The 20,975-nt window shown below is 70.1% G+C and carries 21 protein-coding genes and 1 pseudogene; 11 read left to right on the top strand and 11 right to left on the bottom strand.

The genetic code is table 11. From position 1 onward, the window contains the following. Position 1 precedes the first annotated feature (1 nt). Positions 2-325, bottom strand: a complete 324-nt coding sequence (locus BLT28_RS15500; protein WP_030431324.1) for an ArsR/SmtB family transcription factor — start codon at positions 323-325, stop codon at positions 2-4. 58 nt (positions 326-383) lie between these two features. Next, on the bottom strand, positions 384-938 hold the full coding sequence (locus BLT28_RS15495; RefSeq protein ID WP_030431323.1) for a sugar O-acetyltransferase: 555 nt from the start codon (positions 936-938) through the stop codon (positions 384-386). 102 nt (positions 939-1,040) lie between these two features. On the opposite strand from BLT28_RS15495, the gene BLT28_RS40160 reads away from it, so the two are divergent. Both BLT28_RS40160 and BLT28_RS42860 read left to right on the top strand, forming a co-directional pair. Beyond that, positions 1,041-1,304, top strand: coding sequence for an AfsR/SARP family transcriptional regulator (locus BLT28_RS40160; protein ID WP_156051250.1), 264 nt, complete (start codon positions 1,041-1,043; stop codon positions 1,302-1,304). Further along, positions 1,264-1,752 (top strand): tetratricopeptide repeat protein, encoded by a 489-nt coding sequence (locus BLT28_RS42860; RefSeq protein ID WP_081900549.1) that lies wholly within the window; start codon positions 1,264-1,266, stop codon positions 1,750-1,752. Before BLT28_RS40160 ends, BLT28_RS42860 begins: the two co-directional genes overlap by 41 nt. A gap of 107 nt (positions 1,753-1,859) precedes the next feature. On the opposite strand, the pseudogene BLT28_RS15485 reads toward BLT28_RS42860, so the two are convergent. The 3 genes and pseudogenes from BLT28_RS15485 to BLT28_RS15475 form a co-directional block, all read right to left on the bottom strand. After that, positions 1,860-2,087, bottom strand: a pseudogene (locus tag BLT28_RS15485) (IS5/IS1182 family transposase); the annotation flags it as partial. A 155-nt stretch (positions 2,088-2,242) separates the two neighbouring features. Then, positions 2,243-2,623, bottom strand: coding sequence for a peptidase inhibitor family I36 protein (locus tag BLT28_RS15480; protein ID WP_156051248.1), 381 nt, complete (start codon positions 2,621-2,623; stop codon positions 2,243-2,245). 110 nt (positions 2,624-2,733) lie between these two features. Continuing rightward, entirely contained in the window at positions 2,734-3,207 is a 474-nt protein-coding gene (locus tag BLT28_RS15475; RefSeq protein WP_030431320.1) for a hypothetical protein, read from the bottom strand. 107 nt (positions 3,208-3,314) lie between these two features. On the opposite strand from BLT28_RS15475, the gene BLT28_RS15470 reads away from it, so the two are divergent. Further along, positions 3,315-4,114 (top strand): IS5 family transposase gene (locus tag BLT28_RS15470; RefSeq protein ID WP_407638817.1). Its coding sequence is split into 2 segments (ribosomal slippage): positions 3,315-3,648 and positions 3,648-4,114, totalling 801 coding nucleotides; the frame shifts between segments, so codons are not numbered across the junction. 213 nt (positions 4,115-4,327) lie between these two features. Here the strand turns inward: BLT28_RS15470 and BLT28_RS40155 are convergent. Beyond that, entirely contained in the window at positions 4,328-5,770 is a 1,443-nt protein-coding gene (locus BLT28_RS40155) for an FAD-binding protein (RefSeq protein ID WP_162184881.1), read from the bottom strand. Between the two features lie 209 nt (positions 5,771-5,979). Between BLT28_RS40155 and BLT28_RS15455 the strand changes: the two genes are divergently transcribed. Beyond that, positions 5,980-8,214 carry an ATP-binding protein gene (locus tag BLT28_RS15455; RefSeq protein WP_172806514.1) on the top strand — a complete coding sequence of 745 codons (2,235 nt, stop codon included), beginning with the start codon at positions 5,980-5,982 and terminating at the stop codon, positions 8,212-8,214. Positions 8,215-8,513: 299 nt separating this feature from the next. Then, complete coding sequence (locus BLT28_RS15450) at positions 8,514-9,632, top strand: HNH endonuclease signature motif containing protein (RefSeq protein ID WP_083383748.1); 1,119 nt, start codon at positions 8,514-8,516, stop codon at positions 9,630-9,632. Positions 9,633-9,685: 53 nt separating this feature from the next. Here BLT28_RS15450 and BLT28_RS15445 read toward each other — a convergent pair whose 3' ends face one another. Next, positions 9,686-10,747, bottom strand: coding sequence for an FMN-dependent NADH-azoreductase (locus BLT28_RS15445; RefSeq protein ID WP_197684034.1), 1,062 nt, complete (start codon positions 10,745-10,747; stop codon positions 9,686-9,688). 169 nt (positions 10,748-10,916) lie between these two features. Here BLT28_RS15445 and BLT28_RS15440 point away from each other — a divergent pair, with 169 nt between their 5' ends. Next, a complete protein-coding gene (locus BLT28_RS15440; RefSeq protein WP_030429387.1) occupies positions 10,917-12,383 on the top strand; it encodes an alpha/beta hydrolase in 1,467 nt (488 codons plus the stop codon). A 118-nt stretch (positions 12,384-12,501) separates the two neighbouring features. Here BLT28_RS15440 and BLT28_RS15435 read toward each other — a convergent pair whose 3' ends face one another. Continuing rightward, positions 12,502-12,975: a hypothetical protein gene (locus tag BLT28_RS15435; protein WP_030429388.1), complete on the bottom strand. Its 474-nt coding sequence runs from the start codon at positions 12,973-12,975 to the stop codon at positions 12,502-12,504. 142 nt (positions 12,976-13,117) lie between these two features. Between BLT28_RS15435 and BLT28_RS15430 the strand changes: the two genes are divergently transcribed. Next, positions 13,118-14,338, top strand: coding sequence for a cytochrome P450 (locus BLT28_RS15430; RefSeq protein ID WP_030429389.1), 1,221 nt, complete (start codon positions 13,118-13,120; stop codon positions 14,336-14,338). 5 nt (positions 14,339-14,343) lie between these two features. On the opposite strand, the gene BLT28_RS15425 is transcribed toward BLT28_RS15430, so the two are convergent. After that, positions 14,344-15,300 (bottom strand): LacI family DNA-binding transcriptional regulator, encoded by a 957-nt coding sequence (locus BLT28_RS15425; RefSeq protein WP_197684033.1) that lies wholly within the window; start codon positions 15,298-15,300, stop codon positions 14,344-14,346. A 77-nt stretch (positions 15,301-15,377) separates the two neighbouring features. Here BLT28_RS15425 and BLT28_RS15420 point away from each other — a divergent pair, with 77 nt between their 5' ends. Beyond that, positions 15,378-16,298: a nucleoside hydrolase gene (locus BLT28_RS15420; protein ID WP_231950797.1), complete on the top strand. Its 921-nt coding sequence runs from the start codon at positions 15,378-15,380 to the stop codon at positions 16,296-16,298. Further along, on the top strand, positions 16,295-17,203 hold the full coding sequence (add, locus tag BLT28_RS15415) for an adenosine deaminase (RefSeq protein ID WP_030429392.1): 909 nt from the start codon (positions 16,295-16,297) through the stop codon (positions 17,201-17,203). Before BLT28_RS15420 ends, add begins: the two co-directional genes overlap by 4 nt. A 309-nt stretch (positions 17,204-17,512) precedes the next feature. On the opposite strand, the gene BLT28_RS15410 is transcribed toward add, so the two are convergent. After that, positions 17,513-18,961, bottom strand: coding sequence for an FAD-dependent monooxygenase (locus BLT28_RS15410; protein ID WP_030429393.1), 1,449 nt, complete (start codon positions 18,959-18,961; stop codon positions 17,513-17,515). 51 nt (positions 18,962-19,012) lie between these two features. Here BLT28_RS15410 and BLT28_RS15405 point away from each other — a divergent pair, with 51 nt between their 5' ends. Both BLT28_RS15405 and BLT28_RS15400 read left to right on the top strand, forming a co-directional pair. Beyond that, positions 19,013-19,216: a helix-turn-helix domain-containing protein gene (locus BLT28_RS15405; RefSeq protein WP_030429394.1), complete on the top strand. Its 204-nt coding sequence runs from the start codon at positions 19,013-19,015 to the stop codon at positions 19,214-19,216. Positions 19,217-19,225: 9 nt separating this feature from the next. Continuing rightward, positions 19,226-19,717, top strand: coding sequence for a Clp protease N-terminal domain-containing protein (locus BLT28_RS15400; RefSeq protein ID WP_030429395.1), 492 nt, complete (start codon positions 19,226-19,228; stop codon positions 19,715-19,717). 16 nt (positions 19,718-19,733) lie between these two features. Here BLT28_RS15400 and BLT28_RS15395 read toward each other — a convergent pair whose 3' ends face one another. After that, the gene (locus BLT28_RS15395) at positions 19,734-20,813 is read right to left on the bottom strand and encodes a polyprenyl synthetase family protein (protein WP_081900270.1); all 1,080 of its coding nucleotides are present in this window, start codon (positions 20,811-20,813) and stop codon (positions 19,734-19,736) included. Positions 20,814-20,975: the final 162 nt, after the last annotated feature.

Below are 20,975 nucleotides of genomic sequence, written 5' to 3'. Positions count from 1 at the left end.
CTCAGCTGTCTCCCTTGGCGGCCTCGGCCTCGGCCAGCGCCGCGAAGTTGTCCATGGTGGTCGACCAGAACCGGTCGAAGTACTCCCGGACCACGTTCAGGCCCGCCGGGTCGACCCGGTACAGGCGGCGCGTGCCGACCACGGACACGACCACCAGGCCAGCCTCCTTGAGCACCCTCAGGTGCTGCGACACGGCCGGGCGCGAGATCGGGAGCTGGTCGGCGAGGACGCCGACGGGCACCGGACCGGCGGCCAGCCGTTCCAGGATCGCTCGGCGGTTGCCGTCACCCAGGGCGTCCAGCACGGTCGCGGCGGAAGCAGTCACTCGGTAAGTCTGTGCTAACGGTAAGCCACTGTCAACCGTTCGTCCGTGCTTACGGTTATCAGAGCTGCCGGATGAGGCGCGCCGGATTGCCCGCGACGAACGTCCGCTCCGGCACGTCGCGGAGGACCACGCTGCCCGCGCCCACGACCGCGTTCGCGCCGATGGTGACGCCGGGGCAGACGATCACGCCGCCGCCGAGCCAGGCGTTGTCGCCGATGGTGATCGGCAGGGGCCGCTCCCAGCCCTCGCGGCGCATCTCGTGGTCCTCCATGGGGTGCAGCGCGGTCAACAGCTGCGCGCGCGGCCCGATGCGCACGTCGTCACCGAGCGTGATCCGGGCGTCGTCCATGAAGTACGCGTCGTTGTTGACGAAGCTGTTGGCGCCGATCGTGATCAACGAGCCGTAGGTGCACAGGAATCGCGGGAGGACGCGCGTCCCGGGACCGAAGCCGTCGAGCAGTTCGGTGAGGATCTTCATGCGCTCGGCGTCCTCGTCCGTCGGGGTCGCGTTGAACCGGTCGAGCAGGTGCCCGCACCGCCGCCGGTCTTCTGCCAGGTCAGGCTCGTCGAGGTACCACTCGCCGCCCAGCATGCGTTCCTTGTGCTCACCCACGCCATCCGATCATGCCAGCGTCGCGGGATGAACTCCTGAACAACCGCGTTACCGCTTGTCGAGCCCGCCGCCGTGCGCTCTGCTGGAGGGCGGGGGAAACACGTGGGACACGACTTTGTGCTGCTCGATGGCGTGGGGGTCCGTCACCGCGGTCGCGAGGTGGACGTCGGGCACCCGCGTCAGCGCTGCGTGCTGGCGATCCCGGCGGCGGAGCCGAACCGAGGGGGCCCGGCCGGCGACCTGATCGACAAGCTCTGGGGGGAGCGGCCACCGCCGAGCGCCCGCGCCACGGTGCGGAGCTACCTGTCCCGGCTGCGGGTACGTCCTGGCGGTCGAAGCGGACAGGTCGACCTCGCGAAGTCTTGAGTTCGCGTGGGGCGCGGCGCACGCGCACCGGGCGCTCGCCGACGCCTGTGCTCGGGTCGGCGACTTCGAGGACGCTTTGCGGCACATGGACCTCGCACGTCGACCCAGCCTTGGCCACATGATGGCGGAGGCTCACTACGACCTCGCCGTCATCTGCGAGAAGCGAGGCGACTACGACGCCGCTGTGGCCCACGCGACGCGGTACCTGCGAGCGCACCAGGGCGCTGGCGGGCTGGTTGCGCATCCATCTCGGCGATGTCGTTACCGCGCAACGCCATTGCGAGGTGGCGCTCGCCCGCAACGTGCGGCTGGGGGATCGCGAGCATTTCACCGCGTCCCTTGGCATTCTCGTCGACGAGGTGGACAACGCGTACCACGCCGCGGACGTTCAGGGGGCAGTTGCCGTAGACGAACCACGGAGCCGGGCGCGGGAACCCACACGCCGTAGGACGCCCGGCCGTTGCTGCAACAGGTGATCGAGCGCAGGTGTCCGGAGTAGACCCGGCAGTGGCCCTCCCAGCGGGAGGGGTTGACCAGCCGGATGCCTTAGAACTCCTAATTCGATGAGAGGCGGAGTCGGCGCCAGCAGATGATGCCGCAGGCCAGGTTGAGGAAGGCTTCGTGGATGTCGTCGCGGATCTCCCGGCGGATCCGCAGGCGGCGGAACCAGTGCAGCAGCGCGAAGGTCTGCTCGATCACCCAGCGGTGTATGCCCAGTCCGGAGCCGTGTTCGGTGCCGCGGCGGGCGATCAGTGGCTTGATACCCTTGCCGCGCACCAGTCGCACACGGGCCGGCTCGCTGCGGCATGATCGGCGGCGCGGTCGCACAGGTTGGCGCGTGCGAACTCGCGCCCGCCCGTCGAAAGGGGCCGCGAGTGAAGCCGGCCGCCGATATGACCATGCCTCTCCCCGCGGCCGGCACTGAGCGTCGGACAACCTCACTCGTCCCTGACGGCGTAGCTCTCAGCATCATCGTTCACGAAGTAGTAAGCGAGGTCAGCCCTGTCGTGGTTCGGATGAAGCTTGATGAGCTCGCCGACGCAGCCGTCCTCGCTGTAGAGGTAGAGCGTGTAGCGGTCCGATTTGTTCCTCACCGAGCTGATCTCGTTGTCACCGTTCCAGCCATGAATGTCGTGACACCCGACGACCGCCGGCGCATCGACGTAGAGATCTCCATCATAATTAATGTCTTCCCACATGCAGATCTGATGCTGGCACTGCCCGCTCCCCTTCGCCAGGGCGGGAGTCGCGCTGAACACCGCCGCACCCGTAACCACAAGAACCACCGCAGCAATACGAGAAAATCTTTCCCTGACCACAGGTCTACCTTTCCAGTTCCACGACCAATCACCCGAACGCTAGAGGCGCCCAATGTGAGAGCACATTCATTTCAGGGGCAGTTGAAAAGTGAAAGGCTTCTGGGTGACATTCAGCGCCGGGGATCGGCTGCGACACCGGTGGTGACGCGGCCGTCGGCTTGGACCTCGACGAGCGCTCCGCCGCCGAGCGGCTGGAGCCACAGGGTTCCCGAGGCGGTCACGATGTCCAGCGCGTGGCGCACCACCTGCTCCGCCGAGAACACCGCGATGGGCAAGGAGGTCGTCCACACCACGGCCACCCGACGGTTCTCCGCGACGTGCGGCGCCATGGCGGAGGCCACGTGGGCGGCCACCTCGTCGTCACCGGACGCCGAGTGCTGGGCCAGGAACGCGTGGACCTCCCAGTCGATCTCCGCCGAGCTGGCCGGCGTGAAGAGGCGGAGGCCGGTCAGCTCACGCCCGGCGGAGTCGTCGAACAGCTCGACCGTGCCCTCGGCCGGCATCAGGCGGAGGAACTCCGGCAGACCCTGGAGCCAGCGGCCGTACCTGCGCCGCAGCTCCGCATCGCTCAGCGTGCCGTCCACGAGCGGACCCCACAGAGGACTAAGAACTCCTAACAGAATGATCTTGGAATACTGTTGATCATTGGTGTGTTGACCTTGGTGTGAGGAAGGGTGAGCAGCTTCCGTGGATCGTGTCCGACGAGTTGTGGACACGGATCGAGCCGTTGCTTCCGGTGGTCCCGCGTCGTGCGGACCATCCGGGACGTAAGCGGCTTGATGACCGGAAGGTGTTGTGCGGCATCTTATTCGTGCTCTACACCGGCATTCCGTGGGAGTTCCTGCCGCAGGAATTGGGCTTCGGGTCCGGTATGACCGCGTGGCGGCGGTTGCGGGACTGGCACCAGGCTGGCTTGTGGCAACGGCTGCACGAGAACCTGCTCGCGGAGCTCAACGCCGCGGACGCGCTGGACTGGTCGCGGGCGGTGTTCGACGGCTCACACGTCCGCGCCCTCAAAGGCGGCCCAAAACCGGTGCGAGCCCGGTCGACCGCGCCAGAACGGGCTCGAAACACCACCTGATCACCGAAGGACACGGCATCCCGCTGGCCGGGTCCTGGACCGGCGGGAACCGCAACGACGTCACCCAGCTGATGCCGCTGATCGACATGGTTCCGCCGGTGCGCGGCAAACGCGGCCGTCCCCGGCTCCGTCCCGTCACGCTCTACGCCGACCGCGGCTATGACCACGACAAGTACCGCGACCTGGTGCGCGGCAAGGGTATCAAGCCACTGATCGCCCGCCGCGGCACCGAACACGGCTCCGGAGTGGGCATACACCGCTGGGTGATCGAGCAGACCTTCGCGCTGCTGCACTGGTTCCGCCGCCTGCGGATCCGCCGGGAGATCCGCGACGACATCCACGAAGCCTTCCTCAGCCTGGCCTGCGGCATCATCTGCTGGCGCCGACTCCGCAACCTCTCACTGAGTTAGGAGTTCTTAGCACCTGGCTGCCGCGACGGACGGGTTCTCCACCTCGACCCCGGGCGCGGACGCGCCCGCGGTGGGCAGTACGGCACCCGCGGCGAGTGCGGTCGCGACGATGAGACGGCGCGTGGTGTTTCCCTCCCCGACGTGGTGGCGGTGAGGGTTTCGGCTGCCCGGCGGCGTCGGACGGGCGGTGGGCGACGCCGCCGGGCTGGTCTGTCAGGGCAGTGCCGCGTTGATCCCGGGGCCGGGGGTGAGGATGCGCGCCGGGTCGTAGAGCTTCTTCGTCCGCACCACGTCGTCCCAGGTGTCCCCGTAGTGGTGGCGCCAGTCCTCGTGGGTGAAGACCTGGCTCCCGATGGGGTAGACGAGTCCGCCGACCCGTCGCGCCGCGTTCAGCCAGTTCTGGTTGCGCCGCAACATCTTCTCCGCGAACCCGGGGTCGGGGTCCGGTGCCGAGGAGGTGAGCACGTCGAACAGCCACACCCAGTCGTCCGGGTGGTGCCGGGGCACCCGCAGGCGAGGACGGCGGAACGACCCCGTGCGGTGGGGGAACAGCAGCACGAAGCCCTTCGCGTGCGGCAGCGACCAGTCGTCGGTGGTCATCTGGCCGAGGATGTCGCCGACGAAGGAGTCGATGACGGAGTCGGCCTGCCAGACGTCGAACCACGGCTTCACGCAGTCGTCCCAGCGCTCCTCCTCGCGCCAGCGGTCCATGATCGCCGAGTACCTGGTGACGTGGGAGACGTAGTCGAGCCGCTCGTCCTGGACCGGACCCTGCGGGCGCAGGCCCTCGACGAGGTCGTCGCCCGCCCGGCCCTGCTCGTCCTCGTAGCGGGCGAGGTGCACGAGGAACGTCGGGGCCTGGGCGAGGGTGCCCGGCGGCATGACCATGCAGTAGACCTCGTCGAGTTCGCCGCGGCCGAGGACCTCGCGCATCGCGGCGAACGCCGCCGCCGGGTCGGTGTAGGGCAGGATCCAGGACCGCACGGCCTCGGGCAGCCGGGTCACCTTGAGCACGGCCCTGGTGATGATGCCGACCTGGCCGATCCCGCCGAGCGCGGCGTTGAACAGGCTCGGGTGCTCCCGCTCCGAGGCCCACACCACGTCGCCGCGACCGGTGACCACCTGGATGCGCTCGACGGAGTCGATCTGCGCTCCGTTGTCGTAGTCGGGGCCGATCCCGCCCGCGCTGAGCGTGCCACCGACGCTGATGGGCACGTAGCCGGTCAGCGCGCCCGCGAACCGCTTCCCGGCCGAGGCCAGGATCGTCAGCAGGTCCGACCAGAGCATCCCGGCGTCCACGTCGACCCAGCCGGGTCCGTGCCCGCGGACGGTGCGCAGCGCGGTCACGTCGACGGCCAGCCCCGCCTCGACCAGCCGCTGTCCCTGGGTCATGTGGCCGGTTCCCTGGGGGGCAACGGGAATCCGGTGGTCGTGGCAGAACCGGACGACCTTCGCGACGTCCTCCGCCGACCGCGGCCGGAGCACCGCGTGCGGCTGGCGGCTGACGATCCGGCCCAGGTCGCGCGAAGCCTCCCGAACGGCGTCCCCTGCGACGAAGAGATCCCCGGTGAGCAGTGAGGCCGCCACGGCCGACTCCGTCACCTCAGTGGCCCAGTCGCGGGTCGGCCGACGCCAGTACAGGGCTTGATCAGTCATCAGGTCTCCGAAGGTCGCCGCGGCTTCACCCCGGATCGTGGCGTGATCACCGGGCACGCACATCCGTGATCACCGCACAGGTGCGAACGCGGCACACGTACGTGTGCGGACCCGTGTGTACGTGTGCCTGCCCTCCGCGTGACCGCACGGGGCGAGTTCCCTACAGTTCCGGAATTGTGGAACTAGCCGGAGTGGGTCTGACCAGCCTGGTGGGTCGAGACGAACTGCTGGGTTCGTTGGCCGGGACGGTGCGCCAGGGCGCTCGGCTGGTCACTCTCTCCGGTGCGGGCGGGGTTGGCAAGACCCGGCTCGCCCTGGCGCTGCTGCACCGGATGGCCGACGACTTCGACCTGTCCGCCGTCGTCCACCTGGCGGACCTCAACCCGAGCGAGGACGCCACCACCGCGGTCGGGCAGTCCATCGTCACCGCGCTGGGCGTCGCCGACCACCAGTCCCAGAGCACTCCGGTCGAGGTGCTGCTCGACCACCTCCAGGGCAAACGTGTGCTCCTGGTCCTGGACAACGCCGAGCACATCCTGGACCCGGTCGCCGACGTGGTGATCGCCCTGCTCACGGAAGTGCCGCAGCTCAGCGTGATCACGACGACGCGGCACCGGCTGGACCTCCCGCCGGAGCGCGTCGTCGCGGTGCCCCCGGTGAGCATCCCCGAGGCCAACGCCACCCCGGAGCAGGCCCGCGGCAGCGAGGCCATGGAGCTGCTGCTGGACCGCGCGGCCGCCACCGGTTTCCCGGCGGTCCGGGAGGGCACCGCCGCGTGGGAGGCCGTGGTGGAGCTGGCCAGGTGGTCCGGCGGGCTGCCGCTGGTGATCGAGCTGATCGCCGCGCAGATGGGCGTGCTCGGACCGGAGAAGACGTTGCAGCGCCTGGACGGCGGCCGGTTGCTGGCCACCACGGCGCGCCGCGCGCAGCCGCACCACCGCACGCTCACCCAGGCGCTGGACGTCTCGTGGGACCTCTGCAGCCCCGAGCAGCGCCGCCTGTGGGCCCGGCTGGCGGTGTTCTCCGGCGGCTTCGACCTGGAGGCCGCAGAGGAGGTCTGCGGCGAGGACGTGCTGCCGCTGCTCGCGGGGCTGGTGCGGCACTCCGTGCTGACCGTCGGCGGTGACGGCCGGTACCAGCAGCTGCAACCCCTGCGCGGCTACGGTCTGCGCCACCTGGACGAGTTCGGCGAGACCGACCAGCTGCGCGAGAAGCACTGCCACTGGGTGCGGCGGCTGGTCGCGACCGGCGCCGCGGAGTGGTTCGGCTCCGGCGAACTGACCTGGCTGGCCCGCATCCACCGGGAGCTGCCCAACATCCGCGCCGCGGTGAACTGGTGCGTCGCAACCAAGGACGCGGAGACCGGGCTGGGCATCGTCACCGACGTCATCCGCACCCGCGCGCACTTCTTCGCCGCGTTCCAGCGCACCGTCCTCGCGTGGGCGGACGACCTGCTCGCGCTCGAACCCGCCGAGCCCACGCTGACCAGGATGACCGCGCACACCTCGCTGGCCTTCACCCTGATCGCGCTGGGTGACAAGGAATGCAGCGTGCACCACCGCGACCGGTACTGGGAGCTCGCCCGCGGGCTCGGCGCCGAGTCCGCGCCGCAGGTGCTCTTCGTCGAGGGCTGCCACCTCGTGCTCAGCCTGGGCGACACCTCCGGGTTGCCGCTCCTGCGACAGGCCCGCGACGCGTTCCGCGCGGTGGGCGCGCGCGGTGACGGCCACATGGCCGCGCACCTGCTCTCCGCGGGCGCGGGCCTGCTCGGGGTGACCGAGATCGCGGACGCCGCCTCCGCCGACCTGCTCGCCGACGCCGAGAGCCACGGCGCGCCGTGGGCCCGCACCTGGGCGCTGTGGGTCCTCGGGCTGCCCGCGCACAGCAGGCCGAGGTACCTGCTCCACGAGTGCCTGCCCGCCCAGATCGAGATGGGGGACCGGTGGGGGTCGACGTGGACGGTCGAGGCCAGCGCGTGGTGGCGGGCCCGGATCGGCGAGCCCGAGGCGGCGGCCCGGCTCCTCGGCGGATGCGTCGGGCTGCAGCAGCGGCACGGCGTCGGCCTCGGCGGGCTGATCCCCTTTCAGCGCCAACGCCAACAGGCGGAGCGGCGCATCGTCGCGGCGATCGGTGCCGCGGCCTTCCGCGCCGCGTACACCGAAGGCACCCGGCTCACCGCGGAGGAGGTCTACGACCTCGCCCTGCGGCCCATCGACGCCCCCGGTGAGCTCCGGGCCGACGTCGTCGTCGCGCCGCTCACCGCGACCGAGCAGAAGGTGGCGAAACTGGTCGCGGCCGGGAGGAGCAACGGGCAGATCGCCGAGGAGCTGCACGTGTCGAAGCGGACGGTCGAGACGCACGTGGGGCGGATGCTGGCCAAGCTGCACTTCACCAATCGCACGCAACTCGCCACGTGGTACGGCACCCAGGGGTCGGACGGCTAACTCGTGTCGGTTGTCCTCGTGGGCTGGGTTTCCGGCTTTCGTGGGCTGGACTTCCAGCTTGCGTCGATACCAGCGTGGGTCGGCTTGACCTGGGGCCCCTTGCGCGTGCCCGTGGGCCTCACGGGGGCACGGGATGAAACTCCGGCCCTCGCGGGAAGCGTATGGCACGCGCACCCCAGGTAAAGCCTCAGCTGGCAGCCCCGGCTTGCGGTGGCTGGAACCTGGTTTCCCTTGCCGCGTAAGGGAAAGTTCACTCCGTAGAGCCATGATCCACTATTTGCAGACGCTAAAATAGGGGTATGGCCCCTGCCGATATCGAAGACGACGTCGTGGCCGCCTACGCCGCTATCGGTAAGGCCGTCGCGGGCTTCGCCTCGACCCTGATGAAGCTCTATGACGACCTCGACCCGCAAGCGCAGCAGTATGCCGGGGATGTTCTGATGCCCCTGCTGCGTGTCTCTCAGGTCAAGGGCAACAAGCTGATCGACCGGGCGATGTCTCTGGTGGAGCACCCGGTGGTGTTGGAAGCGTTGTCGGATGGGCGGATCGATGAGGGCAAGGCGTTGATGATCATTGATCAGGTCAGTGTCCTCGACGCCGCCAACCAGGCGATCGCCGAACCGGTGCTGATCGCGCATGCGGCATCGCACAACTACACCGCCTCTCAACGGTATGCCCGGCGCTATGTCCTCAAGCTCGATGCCGAGGCGGCGTTGCGGCGTCATGAGGAGAAGCGGAAGCAGCGGTTGGTGGAGAAGTTCAACCTCGACGACGGCATGTGCTCCCTGCGCGTCGTCCTGCCCGCCCTCGACGCGGCCTTGGCCTTCGATCGGATCGACCGGATCGCCCGGGCTTTGCCGAAAGATGACCGCACGTTGGACCAGAAACGGTCCGACGTCGCGGCAGACCTGTTGATGGGTAAGGAAACACCCGCCCCGCAGGGGGAGGCGTGCGTGAACCTGACCATGCCGATCACCAACATCCTGGACTTGACCACAGACCCGGTCATGCTCGCCGGATACGGGCCGCTGCCCGCGGAGATCGTCGCCGATGTCGCGGCGAACGGGATCTGGAAGCGCATCCTCACCGACCCCGCCACCGGGATGGCCGAACACATCACCACCTACCGGCCCACCCCGGCACAACGCGAGCTGATCAACGCGCGGTATCCGACGTGCACCATGGTCGGCTGCAACCAACCCGCCCACCGCTGCGACCTGGACCACTGCTGTCCCTTCGATGGGACCAACACCACGGTCGCGAATCTGCGGCCCAAGTGCAGGCATCACCACCGGATGAAGACCCACTCCCGTTGGTCCTGTGAGAACCGGCCTGATGGGACGCATGCGTGGACCACGCCGAGTGGCAAGGTGATCGAGACCGAACTCGAACCCATCGCCGAACCCGCGCCCTTCTAGGGCTCGGGATCGTCAAGGTCGAGCGGGCGATCGTCGTGCTTGGCCGCGCTGCCTCATCGGGCACGTCCTAGGCGTGCGCCGAGATCACGTGCGAGCCGCAGGGCGTCCGTGTACTCGTTCTCACTGCGGTCGACCTGTTCTGGCTGTGTGCCCAAGGTCAGACTGGTGGTGATCACGGTGACCGCCATCCCCATCTCCTCGCCCAGGATCAGTTCCAGGACAGGGGTTGCGTGGTCGCGGCCCTCGTTCACCGACCCGTCGTCGTAGTCACCGCCCCTCGTGGTGACCAGCACCGCCGGTCGCCCGGCGAGCGGAGCACCGGAGATCGCCGATGGCGCCGTCGTTCCCGGGACGTGGATGTGGTCGAGCCAGGCCTTGAGGCTGGAGGGCAACGAGTAGTTGTACAGCGGGAAGCCGATCAGGAGCACGTCCGCGCTCAGCAGCTCCGCGACCAGCCGCCGCTGGAGGTCCTCAGCGGCCTGGTCCGGACTCGCGTCCGCCTGGCGCAGACCCTGCGCCCAGTGCAGGCTCGCATCAGGCAGGTGAGGCAGCGGATCCGCGTGCAGGTCGCGATGGACCACCACATTGCCCGGCGCAGCAGCACGGAACGCCGAAGCGAAGGCCGCGGTGATGGCCCGCGATCGCGACGTCGAGCGCTCGGCCGAGGAATCCAGGTGGAGAAGCGTGGTCGGGGGCAGTTCCGTCAAGGCATCCGCCGCGGCGTCGCGGACGGCCGGGACCGCGTGGTCCGAATAGGACTTGATCACCGGTCGGACAGCCCGATCCCTGGTGCACGCCAGGATGCCGAAGACGTGTTCGAGCAGGTTCGGTGCGAGGGACGGCATCCGTTGGACGAGCGGCATGACGAGCTGTGACGGCGGATCGCGGTGGGGGAGTCCTTCGCCGATCGCATGCAGCGCCTCCTCGGTCACGACCGGGTCGTGGTCCCTGAGGACGAGATCCACCAGACCGGCGATGACTGTCTCGGCGGCGCGCGCTTTCAACGCGTTGCCGCGCAGGAGGTCTCCCAGCTCCGCCGCGGCCAGCTCGCGCTGCCTCGGCTCCGGGTGGGCGAGCCGGGTCAGGGCGGCCGGAACGACGGGATCTGCGGTCACAAGTCGCCAGCATAAGCTCGAGGGCACGGGGGCCTCCTGGCTCGGAACCCACCCGGCTGAGCGAGCTTGACCATGCCGTGACGGCACAGTTTCTACTCGGTGGAGGACATGCCCACGGCCTGTCCTCGTTGACCGCGGCGCCGGGGTGCGTCGCCACAGGAGGGGAACCATGCGGAAAACCTTGCCCATCGCCGTCGCCTTCGCCATCGCGGCGACCGCGGTGCCGGGGCTCGCACAGGGGGCGACACCGGGCTCATCGGTCAAGTGGGGCGAGTGCCCGGCGGGGGTCCACGCGCCCGGCATGCAGTGCGCGAACCTCGACGTACCGTTGGATCACCGGAAGCCGGACGGGCAGAAGATCCACGTCGCGATCTCCCGCCTGGCGAGCAAGAACCCGGCGAAGCGCCGGGGCGTGCTGCTGACGAACCCCGGCGGGCCGGGCGGGTTCGGGCTGGACTTCCCGGCGCTGCTCGCGGCCTTGGGACTGCCGCAGAGCGTGCTGGACAGCTACGACATCATCGGGTTCGACCCGCGCGGCGTCGGCCGGAGCACGCCGGTGACCTGCAACCTGACGCAGGATCAGCAGTACCGGGGCAACGTGCCGCCCTACGCGCGCGATGCCGCCGAGGTCGCGAAGCACGCCGAGCAGGCGAAGATCTTCGCCAAGCAGTGCGCCGAGTCCAAGACGGCGTACATGCTGCCGCACACCACGACGGCGAACACGGCGCGCGATATGGACCGCATCCGGGAAGCCTTGGGGGAGAAGAAGATCTCCTTCATCGGCTACTCGTACGGAACCCACCTCGGCGCGGTCTACGCCACGTTGTTCCCGCAGCGCGGTGACCGCGTCGTGCTCGACAGCAGCCTGGTCCCGGCCGGTCTGGACGCCGAGGGCGGGCGCCTGTTCGCCAGGGGACTGGAGGACCGCTTCCCCGACTTCGCCACGTTCGCCGCCGCCCACCCCGAGTACGGCCTCGGCTCCACGCCCGAGCAGGTGCGGGCGAAGTACTCCGACCTGGCCGCGCGCCTCGACCGCGCCCCGGTGCAGGGCGTCGACGGCTCCGCGTTCCGCCTGCTGACCTTCGGCTACACCTACAGCGACGGGCAGTTCCCCGCGCTGGTCGAGACCTGGCGGGCGCTCGACAAGGACAAGCCGCTGCCGCCGACGCCTGCCCCGCAGGACCTCGACAACAAGGTGTCGAGCCACCACTACGTGATCTGCAACGACTCCCGCTGGCCGAGGTCGGTCGAGTCCTACCAGCGCGACGTCGCCGCCGACCGCGTCCGCTACCCGCTGTTCGGCGCGGCCGCGGCCAACATCCGGCCGTGCGCGTTCTGGCAGTCCGAGCCGCTGGAGCCGCCGGTGCGGGTTGGCGACCGAGGGCCGTCGAACGTGCTCATCGCGCAGAACACCCGCGATCCGGGCACGCCGCTGGTCGGCGCTCAGCAGATGCGGCGAGCCCTCGGTGACCGGGCCCGGATGGTGACCGCCGATCAGGGCGGCCACGGTGTCTACGTGTTCGCGCCGAACAAGTGCGCCAACGATGCCGTCACGGCATTCTTGACCGAGGGCAAGCGCCCGGCCCGCGACATCGTCTGCGCCGCGGAACCCGTCAGCGCATCAGCGGGACGATAAGCTCGCCTGAATCCTTGTCGGCAACAGATTCACGGTAACGCTGCTGCGGTGGGTCAGTGCGAGCCCGCCGCAGCAGTTGCTCGCGTGCCGTCATGTCCCGAACGGAAGTGTGTCCGTCTCACGCGTCTCGCAGGTCGCCGTCACCGCTGCTCTCGGTGAGCAGCAGCACGCGCAGCCGGACCGGCGCACCGGAGACCTCGCCTTCGGCCTCCTCCTCCACGACAGTGCGGAAGGCCGCCGCGTCCGGCACCGCTGCGAGCACCGCGCCGAAACCGTCGTCGCGATCGGCGGTCCACACGTCGAACGAACGCAAGCCGATGTCGTCGTGCAGATCAGGCCCGACGACTTCGACGGGGTCCGCGATCACGGCCAACTCGTGCGCGGCTCCACGGCACTGGGCGGGCAGCATCCACCGCTCCCACCAACCGGTCAGCGCGTCCAACACGAAGCCGGGGAAGGCGTCCGCCGCGTTCTCAGCGCCTTGGTCGGCGTTCGGGTAGGACGGGCGCCCCGCGCGCAGCAGCACGTGATGAGCGCACCCGGTCTGCCCGGTGGCGCGGACCAGCCGGAAGACGCGCATCGCCGAACCCATGCTCAGGCCGTGGACGTGGTCGGGGGACTGATCTCCAGCACGCGTTCATCCTGCCGCAGGGCACCCGTGTCAGCGCCGTGGCGGTCGCGTGTCAGGACCGCCGGTGAGGGTGGTCGCAACGACCGCATCGAAAGGACGACCGATGAGCCACACGGTTCCCGTTCCGCACGGCCTGCCCAGGGAGCGCGACGCGAGCCCCTTCGACCCACCCCGTGAGGTCACCCGGCTGCGCGAGGCCCGCCCCGTCAGCCCGATGATCTTCCCGGACGGTCACGAGGGCTGGCTCGTCACCGGCTACGACGCGGTCCGCCGGCTCATGGCCGACACCCGGTTCAGCTCCCGCCAGGACCTCGGCGTCCTCCACGAGCCGTTCGAGGTCCCGGGCATGCCCGCCTTCACCGAACCGGCGCCGACGCCGCCGGGCATGTTCATCGCGATGGACCCGCCGGACCACACCCGGCTGCGGCGCAAGCTCACCGGCGCCTTCACCGTCAAGCGGATGAAGCAGCTCGAAGAGCACATCAGCGCCATCGTCGAACGGCAGCTGGACGAGCTGGCGCGGCTGGCCCCGCCGGTCGACCTGGTCAAGGAGTTCGCGCTGCCGGTGCCCTCGCTGGTGATCTGCGAGATGCTCGGCGTCCCCTACGCGGACCGGGAGACCTTCCAGGTCAACTCGACCAGGTTCATGGACACCGAGCTGCCGTTCGAGGAGAAGATCGCCGCCTACGGCGCGCTCGCCGGATACCTCGGCGAACTCGTCACGCGCAAGCGCGCCGACCCCGGCGAGGACATCCTGTCCGACCTGGCCGCCCAGGACGACCTCAGCGTCGAGGAGCTGACCGGCATCGGCTTCCTGCTGCTGCTCGCGGGTCATGAGACCACCGCGAACATGTTGGCACTCGGCACTTTCGCGCTCCTGGAGCACCCCGAGCAGCTGGCCGAGCTGCGCGCGAACCCGGAGCTGATCCCCGACGCCGTCGAGGAACTGCTGCGGTACCTGTCGGTCGGCGACATCTTCTACCGCTACGCCACGGAGGACATCGAGTTCCACGGCGAGAAGATCGCCAAGGGCTCGACCGTCATCGTCTCGCTGCTGGCCGCCAACCGCGACCCCCAGCGCTTCGACGCCCCCGACACCCTCGACGTCCACCGCAAGGCGCGCGGCCACATGGCCTTCGGACACGGCGTCCACCAGTGCCTCGGCCAGCAGCTGGCCCGCATCGAGATGCGCGCCGGATTCGCCGGGCTGGTGCGCCGTTTCCCGACCCTCCGGCTCGCCGTCCCCGCGGGCGAGGTGAAGCTCAGGAGCAAAATGCGGATCTACGGCGTCCACGAGCTGCCCGTCACCTGGACGGTCGAGTAGCGAGATCAGGCGACGGTGGTGCGGTGCGGGCAGCCGCAGCTGCGGCGCACGGTCAGCCGCACGGCGATCGGGCTGCCGTCGCGGGGCTCGGCGAGCAACAACCGCACCGCCTGTTGCGCCATCTCCGCGAACGGCTGGGCCACCACCGTCAACGGCGGCACGGTGAACTCCGAGTCAGGACTGCCATCGCAGCTCACCACGGCCAGATCGCCGGGCACCGCGACGCCTGCCGCGTCCGCTGCTGACAAGACGCCGATCGCCTGCTCGTCGGTGGCCACCAGCAGCGCGGCAGGCCACTTCGTCAGCCCACGCATCAGCTCGGCCGCCGCCGCGCGCGAGTACGCGCTGCGCAGCAACCGCCCCTGTGCAGCCGCTCGCCACGCGGCGACGCGTTCCCCGACCGGGCCGTCATCGGTTTCACCCGCGAGGAAGTCGATCCGCTCGTGCCCGTGCTCCCGCAGGTGCGCCACGGCTTCCGCGACGCCCGCACGGTTGTCGCCCGCGATCACGGTCGCTGTCGAGCCCGGCGGCCGGTTGTGCACGTACACGACCGGGGTTTCCGCCGCCGGATCGGTCGAGTCGCCGGTCCACACGATGATCAAGCCGTCGACCCGCGCGGCGAGGAAACCGTCGACGGCCGCGCTCTGCCGAGCGCTGTCGTAGCCGGAGTTCGCGATCACGGTCAGCTTCCCGGCATCGGCCAGCGCCTGTTCGATCTGCCTGCCCAGCGCGGCGAAGTACGGGTTCACCGTGTCCGGCAGCACGAGCCCGACCAATCCGGTCGACCCCGACCGCAGCGCGGCGGCCACCCGGTTGCGCCGGTACCCCAGCTCGGCGGCGGCCGCGAGCACCCGCGCCCTGGTCGCCTCGGCAACCGGCCGCGGCCCGTTGTTGAGCACGTAGCTCACCACCGCGACCGAGGTCCCCGCCCGCCGCGCCACATCGGCCATGGTCACCGCCACCAGAACCTCCTTGACAACGACACCGGCTCCCTCGCAGGATCGACAGTCTAATCGATTAGATCGAGGAGGTCCGAGTGGTGAGTCTGCACGTCGACACCGACACGGGCTCGGACGACGCGGTGGCGCTCCTGCTCGCCGCGCTCGACGACCGGGTGCGGCTGGAGTCGGTCAGCACGGTCGCGGGCAACGTGCCGTTGGACCTCGCGACCCGCAACGCGCTGCTCACCCTTGAGCTGGCCGGTGCCGCCGACGTGCCGGTGCACCCCGGCTGCGACCGCCCGCTGGTCCGCCCGCTCTCCACCGCGCAGCAGGTCCACGGCGCGGACGGGATGGGCGACCTCGATCTTCCGGACCCACGCGGCCGGGCACGCGGGGAGCACGCCGTCGACGTCCTCCTCGGCACCGCGCGCGCCGACCTCACCCTGGTCACGCTCGGTCCGCTGACCAACGTGGCCGCCGCGCTGGTGCGGGACCGCGATCTGCTCAACCGCTACGCCCACGTGTACTGCATGATCGGCGCGCCGGACGCGGTCGGGAACATCACCGCGACAGCGGAGTTCAACGCCTGGGCCGATCCCGAGGCCACCGCGATCGTGGCCGCCGCGGCCGAGCCCGGGCAGGTCACCTGGATCGGCTGGGACGTCTCGCGGCTCGACGCGGTGATCACGCGCGAGGAGCACGAGCACCTGCTCGCACTCGGCCCGATCGCAGAGTTCGCCGGTCGGATCAACCGCACGGTCGCGGACTGGGCGGTGGAGGTCACCGGCCTCGCCGGGTACGACCTGCCCGATCCGGTCGCGATGGCCGTGGCACTGCGCCCGGAACTCGCCACCGAGACCGAGCACGCCAGCGTCCGTGTCGCCCTCGGCGACGAGCTGCGCGGCCAGACCTCCGTCGACCGCAGACGCATCGCCCCACCACCGAACCTCACGCTGGTCCGCCGCGTCGACGAGCCGGCGTTCAAGCGATTCCTCTTCGACACCTTGGAGACTCGATGAACCGGATCGAGCTGCACTGCCACCTCGACGGTGCCGTCCGTGCCGCCACCGTCGCAGATCTCGCGGCACAGCAAGGACTTCCGTCACCAGGTCCGGTCGTGGCGCCTGCGGACTGCGGGAACCTCATGACCTACCTGAGCTATCTCGACCCGGTCCTTGAGGTGTTGCAGACCCCGGAAGCGCTCCAGCGGGTGGCCCGCGAACTGGTCCACGACTGGCACGCGGACGGCGTGGGCTACGGCGAGGCCAGGTTCGCGCCGCAACTGCACGGCCGCCGTGGCCTGAGCCTGGACGACGCCGTGGAAGCGGTCGCCGCCGGTCTCGCGGAGGGGAGCGCCGACACTGGAGTCCACTGCGGATTGTTGTTGTGCTGCCTGCGACAGCAGTCGCCGGACATCAGCGAGCAGGTGGTGGACACGGCCATCCGGCACCGCGTCACCGGCGTCGACCTTGCCGGCGACGAGTCCAAGTCCGGTGCGCCGCACCTCGCCGCGTTCGAGGCCGCGCACGCCGCCGGTCTCGCGGTGACCATCCACGCCGGTGAGGCGGCCGGGCCCGCGAGCGTGTGGGAGGCACTGGACGTGCTCGGTGCCGCCCGCATCGGTCACGGTGTGCGCTCCGCGAGCGATCCCGCGTTGCTGGAACGGCTTCGCCGCGACCGCATCGCACTTGAGGTGTGCCCACTGTCCAATGTGCACACTGGAGCGGTCGCGAGCCTCACGGAGCACCCGGTGGATCGACTGCTCGCGGAGGACATCGCGGTGACCATCTCCACCGATTGCCGCACCACCTCCCAGACCACGTTGACGCGCGAATTCGCGACGCTCACCGAGGAATTCGGCTGGACCGACGATCACGAGCGACGGTGTCAGGACAACGCGCGGGAAGCCGCCTTCGCGCTATGAGGATTGCCGGTAGCGCCCCGCCCAGGGCGTAGAGCGCGGTGAGCACGGCTTTACCTCGTGCGTTCTCGACGATGTGCCCGGCCGTGAGGTGGTCGCGGCTCGCGAGCGAGACCAAGGCCAGCCCGACGGTCGCTCGCCAGAACCCGAGCCGGTCGAGCAACCGGTCCTGAGGCTGCTCGTCCACCGCGGGCTTGAGCGGGAAAGCAGCGGTGTGTCACGGCAGGAGCAGGGCCAGCGCGTCGTCGCTTCCCGCCGCCGTCATGCTGCTGTGCTGGCATCTCCCCGCAATGCCACCGGTGCCGCGCCAGCTTATCGATCTTTCAAGCCGAACCACGCGGTGATCGCTTCGCCGAGCCCCTCGGAGCCTGCCCATGCCACGTAACCGTCCGGGCGGATCAGCAAGGCGTCGGCGGGCGGGTCGTCACAGCGCGCCCTGACCACGTCGATCCAGTCGTCAGTGCCCTTGTCGAACGGTGTGCCGCCACCGAGATCCAGCACGACAGGACGGGCCTGGCGCACGAGTTCGGCCACGCGCCGCGCACCGGTCTCGGTCGTGAGCGGCAGATCGGGAACCAGGCGGCCGACCAGGGGATGATCCGCTGTGCCGTAGCGAATGTCGCCGCCGTGCAACAGATGGGCGAGGTGCCGGGACGGCTGCTCGTAGGCGAAGACCTCGGTGAGCAGCGCGCGCAGCGCCTCACCGTCCTCGCCCTCCAGGCGGTCGAGTGCCGCTTGGGCTCGGGTCTGCATGAGGGCGCGTTCGGCGGCGGGGCGTCGCTCGGACTCGTAGGTGTCGAGCAGATCCGCAGGACCGCGGCCGTTCAGCCGGGCGGCGAGTTTCCAGCCGAGGTTGATCGCGTCGGTCATCCCGATGTTGAGGGCCGAGCCTCCCGCGGGGAACAGGTGAGCGGCGTCCCCGGCCAGGAACACCCGGCCCGCCCGGTAGCGCTCGGCCAGCCGCGCCTGGCCGACCGTGCTCGACATCCAGATGGGTCGGCCCAGCGGCAGATCCCGGCCGAACACCCTCCGGACGGCCGCCTCGAACTCGGCGAGCGTGACCGGCCCCCTCGTGGTGCGGGTTCCCTTCTCCCGCACGCCGACGATGTGCACCCCCGGCTGGAGCGAGGTGACGATCAGCCGCCCGTGCTGAGTCCGGTTCCAGCCCGGGCGCAGCCCCGCCACGTCAGGGCGGTCGAAGACATCGGTCGCCGCGTCGGCGGTGAAGTGGCCGAGCCGCACCACCTCGTCGTCCGTCGTGCCGGGGAAGCCGATGCCCGCCAGTTCCCGCACCCGGCTGCGGGCTCCGTCACTGCCCACCACGTAGCGGGTGTCCACGCGAAAGCCCTGTCCTGCAAGCGTGACGCCGCTCTGGTGCTGGGTGAGCGAGGTCAGCTCGTGGCCCCATCGGATGCGCACGCCCAACTCGGCCGCGCGCTCGCCGAGCAGCCGCTCCAGCCGGGGTTGCCGGATCATCAGCATGCGCAGCGGGATGTCGTCCACTCCGGCGAAGCTCAGCGGGACCGAGCCGAACGGGAATCCCGGTGGGGTCCCGCAGAACGGGCTTCCGGCGCTCAGCCGTTCCAGCAGTCCGCGGTGGTCCAGCAGATCGACGATCTGCCCGCCCAGCCCGTTGGCCTTGGGCGCGTCGCCCGGTTCCGCTCGCTTGTCGAGCACGACCGGCTGCGCGCCCGCCAGGCCCAGTTCGCACGCCAGCATGAGCCCGACCGGGCCCGCTCCGATGATCACAACCTCGTCCATGCCTGTCAGGCTAGGTTGACAGAATCTCCGCCGTCAACCTAGCCTGACATCGTGGAGCTGCAAGAACTGTTCAAGCGCATTCGGTCGAACGACCCCGCCGTGGGGCTGCGCTCGGTCGGCGCACTGCACCGGCTGGCCGAGCAGGTCGAGGCCGTCTCCGTCGCGCTCGCCCGGGAACAGGGCTGGACCTGGGAACAGATCGGCGACGCGCTCGGCATGTCACGTCAGTCCGTGCACGCCAAGTACGGGAAATGAGGGATCGCCATGTTCGGAGCGGAGAAGAGCCCGTTCGCCGTGGCCGTGAAGGCCGCCGCCGAGGAAGCCCGGCTGCGCGGTGATCGGCGCATCGGCACCGAGCACCTGCTGCTCGGCCTGCTCACCGCGGCCGAGTCCACCGGCGCGCGCACGCCAGGGGCGGACGTGCTCGGCGTGGACCTGGCCGCTGCCCGAGCCGCACTGGCCGAGCTGGACGCGGCCGCACTGCGCGCCATCGGGCTCGATGTCGGCCAGGCACCACAGGCCAGGCCGCGCAAGCACCCCGCCGTTCCTGCCACCGCGCTCACCACGAGCGCCAGGGCCGCCGTCAACCAGGCGATCAAGACGACAAGCCGCAAGGACAGGAACACCCAGGCCAACACTCAACTCCTGCTCGCGTTGCTGGCGCACAAGCGGCCGGACCCGGTGGCGGACCTGCTCGACCACCTCGGTGTGGACCGCGCCGTCTCCCGGGCGCGCATCGAGTCCCGCCACCGCTGAGGCCCACAACCACGGCTCAGTGGTCCCGGCCGGTGATGAGGGCGGTCAGCGCGGACAGGTCCGCCGTCACGTCCGGGGCCGCGTCGATCTCGGCGAGGGCGTGCCGAGCCGCCTGGGCGTAGCGTTCGGCTTCCCGCAGCGCCCAGGCACGGCCGCCCGCCGCTTCGACCAGGTCCGCGGCGCGGGCGGCCTCGGCGTCGGTCAGGGGGCGTTCGAACCGGTACAGCGAAGCCAGTTCCGCGGCGGCGTCGGTACCGGAGGCGAGCGCGGCCACCACGGGGAAGGACTTCTTGCGGTTGGTCAGGTCGCTGCCGACGGGCTTGCCGACGGAGCCGGGATCACCCCAGATGCCAAGCAGATCGTCGACCACCTGGAAAGCCATCCCCAGGTTCTCGCCCATCCGCTGGAGCGCGGAGACCTGAGCGAGGTCGCCGCCCCCGGCCAACGCGCCCAGTGCGGACGCACAACCCATCACCGCCGCTGTCTTGCCCGCGGCCATGTCCTCGACCTCGGAGATGCTCACCCGATGGCGCAAGGGGAAGTCGGTGTCCGCGCTCTGGCCGTCGATCAGGCGGCACAGGGTGAGCGTCATCGTCCGCACGGTCTGCGCCGACGTCGCGCCGTCGCCATCGGTGAGCAGGCGAAGCGCCAAGGCCCACAGCGCGTCTCCGGCCAGGACCGCTGCCGGGACACCGAAGGCCGCCCACGCGGTGAGCCGATGCCTGCGCGTGCGGTCGCCGTCGATGATGTCGTCGTGCAGCAGGGAGAAGTTGTGCACCAGCTCCACGGAAGCCGCAGCAGGTACCGCGTCCTCGACGCCGCCCCCGACCGCCCGAGCCGACAACAACGTCAGCGCGGGGCGGATCATCTTCCCGCCGTTGTCGTCGGCGACCGGCCGGCCGTGCTCGTCGAGCCAGCCGAAGTGGTAGCCGGCGACGCGGCGCACCGGAGGCGGCAGAGTGTCCACCGCCTCGCGCAACACCGGCACGACCGTGGCGCGGCACTCCGCCAGAAAGGCGAGAACGCCGTCCCCGCTTTTGGGGGCAAGGTCGGCCGTGTCCGTGTGCCACACCTGCTCTTCCGGGTTCGCCGTCATCCACCCAGGCCCTTCTGCAAGCGGTGGGTCCGTTCAAGTGCGCTCCACGAACGCCCAGGAAGGGCGCACGAGCAGCCTCACGGATCACCTCGCGGACGCATAGCGTGTCTATCCGTTGGCGGAGGGACAAATCGGGATGTCCGGATGAGACCTCCCCGTTCG

Source organism: Allokutzneria albata, from assembly GCF_900103775.1.
Lineage (GTDB): Bacteria > Actinomycetota > Actinomycetes > Mycobacteriales > Pseudonocardiaceae > Allokutzneria > Allokutzneria albata.
This window is presented reverse-complemented; position numbering and strand designations above follow the sequence as displayed.